We start from the raw sequence: 13850 nt of genomic DNA, 5'->3' as shown, positions 1-13850 counted from the left end.
CGCCCCGAGCGGCGGGACCGCCCGGGGCGAGACCGCTGCCCGGGGCGGGACCGCTGCTTGAGGTGGGACCGCCGCCCGGGGTGGGACCGAGGAGATCACCGCTTCCAGAACGGGCGCCGCTTGGCGGGCCCCGCCAGGGACTCCAGGACCTCCACAGCCCGCCGCCACAGGACGTCCACGTCCCCGCCCGCCTGCAGCTCGCCCGCGAGGGCGGCCAGTTCCGCGTGGCCGCCGAGGTAGACGACCAGGGCCGCGAGGCGGCTGCCCAGGTCCTCCAGCAGGCGCAGCCGTTCGGCGGCGGGCAGGGACTCCGCGGCGCGCAGCAGCCTCAGCTCCTCCGCGAGCTGTTCCCTCGGCGGGTCCTGCGGCCTGGCCCGCGGCGCGCTCTGCCTCGGGGGAGCTCCCGCGGGTACGGGACGGGGCAGCATCCGGGCGCGGTCGTCGAAGCCTCCGGCCGCCGACTCCTGGGACATGCCACCGCCCATCGGGCTCGCCGCGAACTTCGGCGCGGCGCCGGGAGGGGCCATCCCGGGCGGTCCCATGGGCGGCGGGCTCGGGGCCGCGCTCCCGAAGGCCATCGAGGTGAGCATCATCGGCGCGGCGGTGACCGGGCTCTCCCAGCCGCTGGGCAGCTCCACCGGCTGGATCACCCGGTGTCCGGGACCGCCCTCGGCGACCACCCGCGTGTCGACCGCGACGAAGGCGGTGAACCGGCAGAGCACCCCGTACCTGAGCGAGGTCTCGACGATCTCGGCCTCCAGCGACCGGTCACCGGCCGCGTAGCGGTCCTCCAGCGCCCGCAGCCGCGCCCGCGCCCAGATCGCCCGTACGGCCGGATTGTCCACCACGGACGCGGTGACCCTCCGCTCCCACGGCGAGCCGTCGGCGCCCAGGCCCCGTACGGTCAGCGCTCCCTTGGCGGTGCCACGGTAGCGGCCGAGCACGGTGAGCGGGACGCCCGAGTAGATCGAGCCGAGGTGGCTGACCGTCTCGGCGACCAGGTCGAGCCCGTCAGCCTTGAGGGACAGGTCGGTGACCAGGGGAGCGCCGATCCTGCGGTGGATGTGCTCCATCGCCTCGTCCAGCCGGTCCTCGGACTCGACCAGCTCGCACCTGCCCCCTCCCAGCCCGGCCAGCCTGCCCAGGAAACCGGCGTTGACCGCCCTGTCGATGCCGACGGTGTGCACCCGCACCCCGGCCAGCCCGGCACCGGTCCGTTCCAGGATCTGGTCCTCGTTGCCGACCTGCCCGTCGGTGACGAGGACCAGTACCCGGTCCCTGGCGGAGTCGGCGAGCAGCGCGGCGGCCCGCTCCAGCGGGGACAGCATCTCGGTGCCGCCGCGCGCCTCCAGCCTGGCCAGGTGCTCCACGGCCCGGTAGCGGTTGCGGTCGGACGCCTCGGACAGCCCCTCGCCGAGCCCCTCCGGGTACTCCACGACGGTGTCGAAGGAGAGCACCGCGAACCGGTCACCGGAGGTGAGCGTGTCGACGATGCGCGCGGCGGCGCGCCGGGCGGCCACCATCTTCCAGCCGGTCATGCTGCCCGAACGGTCGAGGACCAGCACCACGTCCTTGGCCCCGGTCCCCGCGGGGACCGGTTCGGGGACGACGGTCAGCGTGAACGTGCCCTCGTCGTTCTCGTCGTCCTCGTCGTTTTTGTCGGGGGAGAGGGCGAGGGAGGTGGAGGCGTCGAAGGCCAGGCGCAGGATGAAGTCGCGGTCCAGCCGCTCACCCGGCTGGAGGCGGACCACGTCGCCCTCCTCCTGGACCACATGCAGGCTGGAACGGGCCTCGCGCAGCTCCAGACCTGCGGGGTCGACGGAGACGGCCAGCGACAGGCGGACCGGGTTGGGGAAGCCGGGCAGCAGCACCGGCGGGGTGATCCGGGAGGCGTCGGGGACCGCGTCGGTGTCCGGGGCCCACCCGTCGCCCGCCCGCTCGCCGTCCAGCGGGGTGCCCGGGATGTAGCGGGGCGCGACGACCAGCGGGAAGCGGAAGGTGGCCGCGCCGTCCTCGTACGGGAGCGGCTGGTTCAGCGTGAGGTGCACGGTGACCCGCTCGCCCGGCACGATGTTGCCGACCCTCATGGTGAAGACGTCCGGCCGGTCCTCCTCGGCGATCGCGGCCCGCTTGCCCTCGGAGATCGCCTGGTCGTAGTCGGCCCTGGCCTGGCCGCGCTCCTTGAGGACGCCCTCGACGACCCGGCCGTCGGCCTCCATCCTGAAGGCGGTCACAGCGGCCCGGTCGGGCAGCGGGAAGACGTACGTCGCCTCAAGGGCCACGTCGTGCGGGTTGCGGAAGCCCTGGACCACCTCGACCCCGGCACTCAGGCCGGACACGGCGGCGGTCACGTCCACACTTTCCAGCGGCAGGTTGCCGCGCTCGGTGGTGAGCGCCCCCAGCCCGGCGTCGGGGACGGGGTGGCACTCCTCCGGCGGCAGCGTGGTGATCGAGGTAATCATGCGTGAATTCCTTCCGGAGGTGTGAGGCCGCGTTCGCGGAGGAGTGACAGGAGTCCCTCCGAGGCGGCGGCGATCTCGGCGAGGTCGTCGGATGTGGGGGCGTGTCCGCCGGTGTCGAGCATCAGCGTCACGCCGTTCGCCAGCCGTACGCCGTGGACGATCACGGCCTCCGGAGCGGGCGGGGTGGGTGGCCGGGTGGCGGCCGGTCGGGGGGGTGGTAGCGGGTGTACAGCCGGGTCTATCGGTTTCGCCGGTCCCGCCTGTGAAGGCGGTCCTGTGGGGGAGGGCGGTCCGGCCCAGAAGCGCGGGCGTGCCGTACCGGGGGAGCCGGTCCGGGCCGCGGGGGGAGGCGGGGGTTTCGGCGCGTGCTCGGGTGCGTGCTCCGGCACGTGTTCCGGTGTGTGTCCGGGGAGGCGGGCGATCGACTCCAGGGTCTGGTCGGTGGCCCCGGCCAGCTCGACCTGGATCTCGGCGATGGTCCGGCCGTCGGACTGGCGCCGCTTGACGGCGACGATCTGGAGCAGGTGACGCCTGCCGTACATGGCGACGCGGCCTCGGCGGGTCAGCGGAGGGTCGAGGAGGCCGATCGTCGAATACCAGCGGATGAGGCGCTCGTTGGGCATGTCCCTGACCCGCCCGTTGAGCTGGGCGGTGGGGGCCAGCGCCGCGGATGCCCGCTCAGCCAGTTCACCGATGGTCCATTCCATGCCTCGATAGTGACACTGTCATCATGACAGTGTCAACATGATGACCGGAATAGGTGGGCGCGGAGGTGGGTACGGACATTTCGTAGCAAAGGGGAAACTAAGCTCGAAACAGGGGGAAGATTCCATGTCCGCGATCACCAGTCCACTCAAGGCAGAAGACAAGAAGGTCGTCGGCAACGTGCTCCAGGGCGCGCTCGTCGACCTGCTCGACCTGTCGCTCCTGACCAAGCAGGCCCACTGGAACGTGATCGGTCACAACTTCCGTTCACTGCACCTGCAGCTCGACAAGATCGTTTCGTCGGCCAGGAAGCACGCGGACACCGTCGCCGAGCGCGCGGTGGCCCTCGGCTGCAACCCTGACGGCAGGTCCTCCACGCTGGCGCAGAGCACCGAGGTGCCGCAGCTGGAGAGCGGCTACATCAACGACGGCAAGGTCGTCGCCGCCATGACGGACATCCTCGGGTCCATCGTCCGCCGGATGCGCGAGCGCATCAAGGCCACCGAGAAGCCCGACCTGGTCACCCAGGACCTCCTCATTGAGATCACGCAGGACCTGGAGAAGCACCACTGGATGATCGAGGCTCAGCGCTAGATCGTCTTTCGAGGCGCCCCGGCCCGTGAGGGCCGGGGCGCCTTCCGTGTTCCCGGCTCGCTCGTCGACGGAGCGAAGCCGGGTGTCCTGGCGGTTCGGCGGGGGGCGTTGACGGCCATATATGTGTCGTGTAATTTAATGACACGACACAGAACTTCGCGAAAGGTCCCCCATGAACACCTCGGCAGATCCGATCAAGCGTGTGTCCGTCCTCAGCACCGGCTCGGTGGCCATCCGGCCCGAACACGTCGGTCCGACCTGGAAGAACCTCTACTTCTGGCTGTTCACCTCGACACGGTGGACCGCTCCCCGGCCGATCAACGTCTACGTCATCGAGCACCGCGACGGCGTGGTGCTCTTCGACACCGGGCAGGACCGCGCGTCGGTGACCGATCCGGACTACTTCCCCGGAGGGTTCAACGGGCTGGTCTACTCACGTCTCGCGAAATTCTCCGTCGAACCGGACGAGACGCTCACGGCCGGTCTGTCCAGGCTGGGGTACGCCGTCGACGACGTGGACACCGCGGTGATCTCCCACCTCCACCAGGACCACATCGGCGGGTTGCCGCTGCTCGGCCACGCCGACGTCGTCGTCAGCCACGACGAGTGGGAGTCCCTGCGCAAGCCGTTGCCGGAGGCGCGCGGCCTGATGCCGTCGCACATCGACCTGCCGGGGCTGAACTGGAAGCGGATCACCCCCGAGCCGCTCGCGGACCCGACGGTGGCGCCGTTCGACACCGGCCACGACCTGTTCGGTGACGGAAGCCTCCTGCTCCTGCCCACTCCGGGGCACACGCCCGGATCGCTGTCCCTGCTGATCCGCCGTCCGGGACGCGCGCCGCTGATCCTGGTGGGCGATCTCACCTACGACGCCAACCTCCTGGCCGCCGGTGAGCTGCCCGGGGTCGGCGACAAGCGGCAGATGCGTGACACGGTGAACAAGGTGAACGCGCTGCGGGCCACGATGCCCGGCCTGGAGGTCCTGGCGGCGCACGACCCCGGGGCGGCCGGTCGCCTCGCCGAGACGCTCGGCCACGTACGGGCCGTGTGAGGACCGGGAGTCACCGGCCCGGCGCGACCCACGAACTCATCAAAAGGAGTGAACGATGCTTACCGACTTCCTCAGGTCCTCAAGGAGGCGAAAGAACGTGAAATTCACCAACGCCCTGCGTGTCGAGCGTCCGGCCGGTGTGGTCTTCGACTATCTGGCGGACCTGCGAAACCTCCCCGCCTGGAACTACGCGATCCGCGAGACACGGCCGCTCACACCGGGCCCGGCCGGTCTCGGGACCGTCTACGAGCAGACCCGCAGCCTTCCCCGGGTCATGCGGGAGCGCCTTGAGATCATCGAGTACGAGCGCGACCGCCGCCTCGTGGTAGAAGGCGGCTTCGGCCTCTTCCAGGGACGCGCGATCTACACGCTTGAGGGATCCGCCACCGCGACGGACCTGGTCAACGAGATCGACCTCGTAGCGGGGGCCCCGGGCGTACCGGGCGGCCTGCTGGCCCGGAGCATGGCCGGAGCCGTCGCGAAGAACCTCAACGTCCTGAAGGACATCCTTGAGGCCCCCGGCGCCGGGAACGGGACCACCGCGTGGTGACGGCCGCCGTTCGGGAGACGAGGTCGCGGGCGGCCGTCACCGGACGGGCCGATGACACGTCATCGTCTGTCGTAACATGCACACGCGTGGACGTACGGAGTGGCACCCACGGTGCGCTCCGCCGGAGAGTTTCCGCACGGTGCGGAGAAGGGATCCGCACGAATGAAGGACGCCGAGGAGTTCCGCTACCTTGTCCTGGCGGTGCAGCGAGAGGGCAACCGCCTGCTCGCCGCCGCGCTCCGCCCGCTCGGGCTCACGCCGTCCCAGGCGGAGGTGGTGAGCGTCCTCGACGATCGCGGCCCCCTCACCCTCTCCGGGCTCGGTGAGCTGCTCGTCTGCGAGACGGGAGTCAACCCGAGCAGGTTGGTGGACCGGCTCGTGACCGCGGGGATCGTCGAACGGGTGACCGACGCGAGCGACAGACGGCACGTCACGCTGACCCTCACGGCGGACGGCGCGCAGCTGGCCGAGCGTGTCCAGGTGGTCCAGGACGGCCTGAACAACGCGCTTGAGGAAATGCTCGTCGGGCAGCCGGTCGCGTCCACGCTGACCACGCTCCGATCCGTGGCCTCCCGCTTCCCCGCCGGAGAGAAGGTACGCCGCCGCAAGGAGGCCCCGGCCCGTTAGGGGATGCCCCGTGTGTCGTGGAGCGGGTGCGGCATGAGAGGTCGACTACCGGCGCCACACGGGATGCCCCGTGCGTCGTGGAGCGGGTGGGGGCTCCGTCACGACCGCGAAAGAGCCCCCGAACACCGCGACTACGAGGGCGTCAGCCCGCTTCCCCGGTCCGGCTGAAATGGAACGGGCAGTGCGTGCCACCCGTTCCGATGGTGGTACGGCGATCGAACCGGAAGCCGTGCCTGCCGGGGGCGATGGCCTCGATCCAGTTGGCGTCGAACGCGCACATGACCGGGGTCAGTTCCGGCGCCGAGTTGGCGACCAGGACGTCGTGGTAGAAGCACCGGCGCACGTCGACGTGGTAACGCTCGTCGTCGTCGATCGGCCGGGCGAAGACGAACCCCTTCCCGAACGCGTACTCCTCGCGCGACTTGCTCAGTTCCACCATGGCCCGGAAGGCGTCCGGCGCGTTGTCCAGCATCGCGCGGGTGCCCTCCTTCATGGTGTCGCCGAGCGGTTCGACGAACGAGGCACGTACGGCGGCGACGGCCGTCTCCTGTCCCAGCCTGGGCACAAGGACCTCGTAGGCGGCCACCAGGGCCAAGGTCATGCGCAGGTTGTACAGGGAGGGCTCATCGACGATCAGGGACCGGTTCGCCGCTTCGAGTTCGTCCTGACGCGCCCGCATGGCGGTCGTGAGATCGCCGGGAAGCGCGTGCTCAGGCAGGGCCGAGGCGAGGTGGTCGTAGAACGCGTCGAGAAGCAGCGTCGTGTCGCGATCGGGATCGGGGACGTACTCACCCTCCGCGAGCCCGAACTGGTCGGTGGACATGATGGTCCTTTCGTGTACGGCTCGGCGCGTACACGACCGTGATCCCGTGCGGAGACGTGACTGGTCGTGCTCGCGACCAAGCGAGCACGCCAGCGCGCTCCACCGACCGACCAGGCGCTGACAGGCTTATACGGATTTGTCGCTGTCACTCTGGCACACCCCCGACGATCACGTCCATCCGGCGACCAGAGCCCATGACTCAAGTGCCTGTCTGACAATTTGGCTGGTCAATCATCGAGTCGATTCACGCGGACCGCCTTGGATTCCGGGGGTTGTCGCGACGCCTGATCCCGTCAGGAGCCGCCCCCGAATCTCGTCAGGAGCCTTTAGGAGTCGCCCCCGAGCCAGACAAGGTCGGAGTGAAACCGCCGCGCGGCACTGTGCGCGCTCGTCCACCGCCCGAATTCGCGGCCGTTCGCGCCCACGGTCGCCGCCGTCCCACCCGGCAGCGCCAGCCCGTAGGCCACCACCTCCGTGACGCCTTCCCCGTCCTCCTCGTCCTCCTCGTAGAACTCCTGGACCAGGGCGAACATCCGAGGAAGGTCACCGATCGGCGTGTGCACACGCTCGTAATCCCTGTCCTGCGGGCAACGCTCGTCGAAGTCCGAGCCATGGCAGACGGACGGCTGGTCGGAACCAGCGTGGTGCTCCATGTCGTCGTGCTCCCTTCCGGTGCTGAACCTGAGCGGAGATCTGGCGGACGGTTGTGCCCTGATTCCCCTGTGTTTTCGGGTGAATGCCGAGCGTGACCGCCGATACTTCGGTAGCGTGACAGCGAATTCAGGATGACGCAAGCTTGCTTGATAAGGTTGTTGGCGTTGTCCTGATTTGTCTGGTACGGGCCGGTGGTATAGACGGTATGAACCCAAAGGAGACGGACAATGGGTGCGAAGCGAGGGCCGACACTGCGGGCGCAGTGGCTCGGCAAACACCTGAGGGATTTCCGCGAGTCGGCCAAGCTGACACTCAAACAGGCGGGCGACTACCTACAGCGTGATGCCGGAACCATCAGCCGACTGGAGTCGGGCATCATTCCGGCGAGGGCGGCCGACGTGCTGGCACTCCTCAACCTGTACGGCGTCGGCGACCAGAAGGTCCGCGACGGGTTGGAACAGATCAGCCGCGACATCTGGCGCAAGGGCTGGTGGGACGGTTACGCCACCGATTCGCTCGGTGGGCTGTTCGACCACGCATGGCTCGAAACCCGCACAGAGGGGATCCGCTCCTACGAGGCGATGGTCGTCCCTGGCCTCCTGCAAACCCGGGACTACGCTCAGGCGGTCATTGCGGCGGGTGACGCGGACGCTCCCGGTGAGCAGATCGAGCGCTGGGTGGAGTTTCGAATGGACCGGCAGCGGGTGCTCGACGCCGAATCGGCCCCGAAGCTGGAGGTCATTCTCGACGAGGCCGTGCTGCACCGCATGATCGGTGGCGCGCAGGTGATGTGCGGCCAACTGGAACACCTACACGAGGTCATGAATAGGCCGAACATGACCATCCGGATCCTGTCGTTCGCTGCCGGAGCGCATGCCAGTCCAGAGGGATCTTTCATGATTTTTGACATGCCGGAGCCCTACTCCGACGTGACCTATGTAGAGACCCGGGGAGGTGCCGTCTACACCGAGGCGGAGAGCGCCGAGATCTTCGCGCGAGCGTACGATTCCTTACGTAACGTCGCTCTCACGCCGGATGAGTCCGCGACCGTCATCCGGACTGCGATCGGCCGTGTCGGACGAGCGAGAGGGAGGAGCATGTGATGATCACCCCCGAGGAACTGGCGGGCGTGGCCTGGCATGTCAGCACTAGGAGCGCCAACGGTGGCGGTCAGTGTGTCGAGGCTGGTCCGTTGGCTGATGGCAGTGGGCGGGTTGCCGTGCGGCACAGTCGTCGTCCTGATGCCGAGGTGATCGTTTACACCCGGGCTGAGTGGGAGGCGTTCGTCGGCGGGGTCAAGGATGGCGAGTTCGACTTCCCGACAGGGTGACCGTCTCCACCTTTGATCACCCATGCCTCGTGGGGTGTCGTCAGTACTGATTCGCGCCTGGCGGAGCTTTGAACGCTGACGATGGCGGAGTGAAGGGGGCCCTGATTCGGAACAGGCCGGGGCACTCCGTTGGGTGCGACTGCTGGCCAACCAAGTCTGCGTTCGTCAGCCGGTTGGACTGCGGACGTGGTGCACAGTCGGCGCAGCGGGGAGCGCGAGGGGCGCAGCCCTTCGCCCGGGGGCGACAGCCCCTGGAGACGCGCCCGAGCATGAATCGCGCAGCGTGGCGGGCGCGAGGACCGTGACGGGAGCGGACGCGCCCAGCTCTGCGCGGTCCAGTGAATCGTGTTCCCTGTTCTTTGGCCCATGGCGGTTTTATGGTGTTCTAGAGCACCGGTGAAACCGTTGGCTGATGTGGCGTGCACCAAACGGGAGCCTCATGATGACCGACAGCCCGCAGGCGATGGCTCCGTACAAGAGGATCGCCGCGCAGATCAGGGCCAGGATCGAGAGCGGGGAGATCCGGCCGGGTGAGCGGATTCCGTCGGTGCGAGAGATCATGCGCGACGAAGGGGTGTCCACCGCGACCGCCACCCGGGTCGCGGCCGTGTTGAGGGCGGAAGGTTACGCGGAGTCGGTTCCGGGGATCGGGACCCTGGCCAGCCTGCCGAAGAAGATCACGACAGGTTCCGATCGCCTTCGGATGCTACGGACGAGCGGGAGCGGTTACCGGGAGGGTGAGCGAGCCGAGATCTTGAGCGCCGGTCTCGTTCCTGCATCCAAGGAGGTCGCGGACGCTCTGGGAGTCGAGGAGGGGATCGATGTCGTCCAGCGTCGTCGCGCCTACTACGACGACAGGGGGCTCGTGACGCTGTCCACGTCGTGGCTTCCGGGTGAGCTGAGCCAGGTGGTGCCCGAACTGCTGATCGCGGAGCCGCTTCCGAGGATGACGTTCGGGCTGGTCGAGGACAGAGCGGGCCGACGCGTCGTCCGGCGGCGCGACACCGTCGCCATCAGGCCGGTTCCCGAGGACATCGCCTCAGTGCTCGGCATGGAAAGCGGTCTACCGGCACTCACCATGACCAACCTCTACTGGGACCAGCACGACGAGGTGACCGAGTACGCGGTGGACTTTCTCGGCCCCGGTCGCGAGCTCTCGGCCGACTACTCCCTGGAATAGCGTCTTACTCACAGAAGTGTGGTCCGGGAGGCCGGTGTCGCGAGCTTCGCGCGAGCGTACGATCCCCCGCGAAGCGCCGCTCTCACCCGGGCTGCGGTCGGTCGTGTCAGACGAGTGAGAGGGAGGAGCACGTGATGATCAGCTCGGAGGAACTGGCGGGTGTGGCCTGGCGCATCAGCACCAGGAGCCCCGATGGTGGCGGTCAGTGTGTCGAGGCTGGTCCGTTGGCTGATGGCAGTGGGCGGGTGGCCGTGCGGCACAGTCGTCGTCCTGATGCCGAGGTGATCGTTTACACCCGGGCTGAGTGGGAGGCGTTCGTCGGCGGGGTCAAGGATGGCGAGTTCGACTTCCCGACAGGGTGACCGTCTCCACCTTTGATCACCCACGCCTCGTGGGGTGTCGTCAGTACTGATTCGCGCCTGGCGGAGCTTTGAACGCTGACGATGGCGGATGGCTCCGCGTAGACGAAGGCCCGCCCTCTTCTTCTCCTCAGAGGTCGGGTGGTCAGCTGGCGGTGGTCGGAGTAACCCGCCGGGTGCGCCGGTAGTACGACCAACCGGCGACCGGTAGCGCGATCATCCACGCGACGAGGAGGACGGGCAGGCCGACGAACGCGCCGGTCAGGGTGAACGGATCGTCTGGGCTCGCCTCGGCGATGGCGCGAGGGATCTGCGCGGGCAGGGTGAGCGAGTAGCCCACCAGCAGGGCCGAGCCCAGGACGGTGGGGGTGAGCGGAAACCAAGCTGGGACCCGGCGTCCGCCCAGCACGGGGATCCATCGGGGATAGACCAGTCCCCAGCCGCTGATCAGACCGAGTGACAGGATTCCACCGAGGATGGCGAGCAGCGTCAGCACCCCGAGGTACATGGCACCCGCGGGGATGCCCAGGACTCCGCCATCCGGGAAGCTTTCCGTGCCGTGACCTCGGCCGTGATACCAGGCGTCGAAGCTCGCTTCATGGGCCAGGAACGGGATTCCGAGTATCCAGGGGATGTGCAACGGCACGAATCCGAGGATGGGAGCCACCCACCCCACCGTCCCGGCGACACGCGCCCAGCGGGGCGGCGGAGGAACTGCTGTTCGCGTCATGGCCGTAGGATCCACGGCGCCACCTGTGATCAGGCTGAGAGACGCTGATGAGTCTCTCAGCCTGATCACAGGTGGCTCTCTCACGGTGACGCCCCGTCTGGCACGGTGAGGTCCTGTACACCGAGCGCAGCACCGCTGAGCGCTGCGTCAGTTCAGCGCATATCAGCACCAGAAGCCCCGATGGTGGCGGTCAGTGTGTCGAGGTCGGTCCGTTGGCCCATGGCTTTGGTGGGACGCGGTCGGGCTCGGTGCGGTTTACGGTCCTGGTTTAAGGTTTGTTATACCTCGGTGGTAATCGACGGGCGGTGTCCGGAGCCGAGAGGATCACGGCATGAGTGATGAAACCCGTGACATCGTAGGAGAACTGCTGCGCCGGATGGCCGAGGGTGATCACGACCGTACGGCGGAGTTGTTCGCCGAGCCGATCGACTGGCAGCTCGACTGGCCCGCCGAGGGGCATCCGGCGGTGCCGTGGATTCGCCCCCGGTCCAGCCGGGCCGACGTGGCGGACCATTTCCGGTCGCTGGAGGCCCATCACGTGCCCGAGCTGAACGGCACGTCGGTGGCGCGGATCCTGGTCGACGGGGCGGACGCCGTCGTGCTCGGGGAGATCGTGCAGACGGTGCGGGACGGCGGGACCGCGTATACCTCACCGTTCGCGCTGCACCTCACCGTGGAGAACGGGCTCGTCACCCGCTACCACATCTACGAGGACAGCCTCACGGTCGCGCGGGCCCTCAGCGCCTGAACGTGACCGCCTGAATGTGACCGCCTGAATCTGATCGCGAAGGGAACGCCGGGGGCCGTTGCCCCCGGCGTACGCCGCCGAGGGACTTCAGAACAGGTTGTGGGAGGGCCAGACGGCGACCTGCTGGAAGACCTCCCACATCATCGTGTCGACGTCGATGCCGTTGCCGTTGGCGAGTGCCGCCCAGCAGAACTCGTTGCTCGTCCGGACGAGGATGCTCTCCGTGCCGGGGACCAGTCGGCCGCTGTGCCACCGGTTGCCCACGGTGTTGACCGACCAGCCGCAGGCGTAGTTCGGGTTGGCCGCCGACGGGGTGGTCATCGTCGTGACCGTGTCCGGCCGGAGCAGATCGGGGACGGTCGCGAAGCCGTCGGCCCGCAGGGCGAAGCGGACGACGTCGACGGGTGACGCGAGCCAGCCGCCGTGGGAGTCCATCCGCCGCGCCGGGATGCCGTACGGGTCGCCGGTGCCGTAGTAGACCACCTCGTCGGGCCGCCGTTCGGCGCGGGTGTTCCCGGCGATGTGCATGTTGGTGATCCCGCTGGGCGCGAGCACGCTCTGGCGTACGAAGTCGGCGTAGGACTGCCCGGTGACCTGCTCGATGATCCGGCCCAGCAGGCAGTAGCCGAAGTTGGAGTACAGGTAGGTGGTGCCGGGCGTGTGCTGGAGGGGCCGGTTGTCGAGCACCCAGCCGATCAGCTGGGTGTGGTCCATCGTCGGGTTGAGGAACATGGGGTCGTTGGCGTCGTTGGTCCAGCCCCCGGCGGTGTGCTGGAGCAGGTGCCGGACCGTGATCGCCTGGAGCCCCGCGCTGTAGGGCTTGCTGCCGTACCGGGTGCCGAGGACGCCGCCCGTGCCGAAGACGCGCCGGTCGAGCGTGAGCCGTCCGGCCTCGACGAGCCGCATGACCGCGACCGAGGTGATCGGCTTGGAGACGCTGGCGATGCGCATCAGGTGCCGTTCGGTGAGCCGCTCGCCGGTCTCCCGGTTCGCCAGCCCGTACCCTCGGGCGAAGACGAGCGCGCCGCGCCGGGCGATCGCGAGTGACACACCGGCCGCCCCGGAGGCCCTCAGATGGCGGTCGACGACCGCGTGGGCGGCGGCGAAGTCGCCGTCCGTGCTCCTGTCGCTCAGCCAGATCCCCGCGTACCGGCCCGCGCCGCCGCCGTAGCCGCTGACCCGGGCGGGCCGGTAGCCGTCGCGCACGTGCTGGTCGAAGACCGCCTGGTAGTTCGCCGCCTCCACGTTGTGCCGGGCCGACCAGGCGGGACCGGCGCCCCGCACCCAGATCGCCGCGTACAGGTCGACGCCGCCGACGGTGTAACCGCTGACGTGGAAGGGGCGATATCCATCCCCGGTGAGCCGGTCGAACTCGGCCTGGTACTGCCCCGCGGTCAGGTTGTGGCGAGCAGCCCAGGCGGGTCCCACGGCTCCCCAGACCGCCTCCCAGATCGCCGCGAAGCGCGCCGTGCCCCCCATCCTGTAGCCGTCCACGTGGACGAGGCGGTAGCCCCTGCTGAGCTGCAGGTTGAACTCGGTCTGGTACTGCTCGGCGGTCATCGCGTGGTAGCTGACCAGGTTGGGACCGCCGGTGAGCTCCCAGATCGCCGCGTAGTACACGCTCCCGGCAACCTCGTATCCGGACACGTGGACCAGGCGGTAACCCGCGACGCGCAGCCGCTCGTACTCGGCCCGGTACTCCGGCTCGGTCAGGCCGTGGCGGGCGAACTGCGGAGGTCCCGGCGCCCGCTCCCAGATGGCCGCGTATCCCACCCGGCCGCCCGTCTCGTAGCCGTCCACCTGGACCAGCCGGTAGCCCTCGTTGGCCATGCGGGTGAACTCGGCCTGGTACTGCTCCGAGGTCAGGCCGTGGCGGGCCGCCCACGGGAACGTTCCGGCCGCCGTCGCCGCGCCGGTACGGAGCCTTTCCACGCTTTCCGCGACGTGGGCCGCCAGGGCGACGCCGGGCCGGTCGAGGCCGATGAACGCGGCCGTCCCGATCCCCGCGAGCAGCGCGCCGCGACGGCTGAACGACAT

The 13850-nt window shown here is 69.0% G+C and carries 15 protein-coding genes; 9 read left to right on the top strand and 6 right to left on the bottom strand.

Translation table 11 applies throughout. The annotated features are described in order from the left end of the window. Positions 1 to 95: 95 nt before the first annotated feature. A complete protein-coding gene (locus tag ACW9TB_RS08645) occupies positions 96 to 2462 on the bottom strand; it encodes a VIT domain-containing protein (RefSeq protein ID WP_472747402.1) in 2367 nt (788 codons plus the stop codon). Next, positions 2459 to 3169, bottom strand: coding sequence for a MerR family transcriptional regulator (locus ACW9TB_RS08640; RefSeq protein ID WP_472747401.1), 711 nt, complete (start codon positions 3167 to 3169; stop codon positions 2459 to 2461). Before ACW9TB_RS08640 ends, ACW9TB_RS08645 begins: the two co-directional genes overlap by 4 nt. A gap of 124 nt (positions 3170 to 3293) precedes the next feature. Between ACW9TB_RS08640 and ACW9TB_RS08635 the strand changes: the two genes are divergently transcribed. The 4 genes from ACW9TB_RS08635 to ACW9TB_RS08620 all read left to right on the top strand — a co-directional run bounded on the left by ACW9TB_RS08635 (position 3294) and on the right by ACW9TB_RS08620 (position 5989). Beyond that, positions 3294 to 3761, top strand: coding sequence for a Dps family protein (locus ACW9TB_RS08635; protein WP_472747400.1), 468 nt, complete (start codon positions 3294 to 3296; stop codon positions 3759 to 3761). 202 nt (positions 3762 to 3963) lie between these two features. Further along, the gene (locus ACW9TB_RS08630; protein WP_472747399.1) at positions 3964 to 4812 is read left to right on the top strand and encodes an N-acyl homoserine lactonase family protein; all 849 of its coding nucleotides are present in this window, start codon (positions 3964 to 3966) and stop codon (positions 4810 to 4812) included. A gap of 97 nt (positions 4813 to 4909) precedes the next feature. Continuing rightward, positions 4910 to 5362, top strand: a complete 453-nt coding sequence (locus tag ACW9TB_RS08625) for an SRPBCC family protein (RefSeq protein WP_472747398.1) — start codon at positions 4910 to 4912, stop codon at positions 5360 to 5362. A 162-nt stretch (positions 5363 to 5524) separates the two neighbouring features. Next, positions 5525 to 5989, top strand: coding sequence for a MarR family winged helix-turn-helix transcriptional regulator (locus ACW9TB_RS08620; RefSeq protein WP_472747397.1), 465 nt, complete (start codon positions 5525 to 5527; stop codon positions 5987 to 5989). Positions 5990 to 6131: 142 nt separating this feature from the next. Here ACW9TB_RS08620 and ACW9TB_RS08615 read toward each other — a convergent pair whose 3' ends face one another. Continuing rightward, a complete protein-coding gene (locus ACW9TB_RS08615; protein ID WP_472747396.1) occupies positions 6132 to 6812 on the bottom strand; it encodes an L-2-amino-thiazoline-4-carboxylic acid hydrolase in 681 nt (226 codons plus the stop codon). A 326-nt stretch (positions 6813 to 7138) separates the two neighbouring features. Further along, positions 7139 to 7465, bottom strand: a complete 327-nt coding sequence (locus ACW9TB_RS08610) for a hypothetical protein (protein ID WP_472747395.1) — start codon at positions 7463 to 7465, stop codon at positions 7139 to 7141. A gap of 228 nt (positions 7466 to 7693) precedes the next feature. On the opposite strand from ACW9TB_RS08610, the gene ACW9TB_RS08605 reads away from it, so the two are divergent. From ACW9TB_RS08605 to ACW9TB_RS08590, 4 genes are all read left to right on the top strand, one after another. Beyond that, a complete protein-coding gene (locus ACW9TB_RS08605) occupies positions 7694 to 8569 on the top strand; it encodes a helix-turn-helix domain-containing protein (protein WP_472747394.1) in 876 nt (291 codons plus the stop codon). Further along, entirely contained in the window at positions 8569 to 8796 is a 228-nt protein-coding gene (locus ACW9TB_RS08600; RefSeq protein ID WP_472747393.1) for a DUF397 domain-containing protein, read from the top strand. Before ACW9TB_RS08605 ends, ACW9TB_RS08600 begins: the two co-directional genes overlap by 1 nt. A gap of 442 nt (positions 8797 to 9238) precedes the next feature. Then, the gene (locus tag ACW9TB_RS08595; RefSeq protein ID WP_472747392.1) at positions 9239 to 9976 is read left to right on the top strand and encodes a GntR family transcriptional regulator; all 738 of its coding nucleotides are present in this window, start codon (positions 9239 to 9241) and stop codon (positions 9974 to 9976) included. A 134-nt stretch (positions 9977 to 10110) separates the two neighbouring features. After that, on the top strand, positions 10111 to 10338 hold the full coding sequence (locus ACW9TB_RS08590; protein ID WP_472747391.1) for a DUF397 domain-containing protein: 228 nt from the start codon (positions 10111 to 10113) through the stop codon (positions 10336 to 10338). Between the two features lie 142 nt (positions 10339 to 10480). Here the strand turns inward: ACW9TB_RS08590 and ACW9TB_RS08585 are convergent, their stop codons facing one another. Then, positions 10481 to 11002: a hypothetical protein gene (locus ACW9TB_RS08585; RefSeq protein ID WP_472747390.1), complete on the bottom strand. Its 522-nt coding sequence runs from the start codon at positions 11000 to 11002 to the stop codon at positions 10481 to 10483. Positions 11003 to 11396: 394 nt separating this feature from the next. Between ACW9TB_RS08585 and ACW9TB_RS08580 the strand changes: the two genes are divergently transcribed. Next, entirely contained in the window at positions 11397 to 11813 is a 417-nt protein-coding gene (locus tag ACW9TB_RS08580; protein ID WP_472747389.1) for a nuclear transport factor 2 family protein, read from the top strand. Positions 11814 to 11900: 87 nt separating this feature from the next. Here the strand turns inward: ACW9TB_RS08580 and ACW9TB_RS08575 are convergent, their stop codons facing one another. Further along, positions 11901 to 13850, bottom strand: a complete 1950-nt coding sequence (locus tag ACW9TB_RS08575) for a serine hydrolase (protein WP_472747388.1) — start codon at positions 13848 to 13850, stop codon at positions 11901 to 11903.

The organism is Streptosporangium sp. H13245, assembly GCF_055690525.1.
Note: the sequence above shows the minus strand (reverse complement) of the source record. Positions and strands in the feature narration are given on the sequence as shown.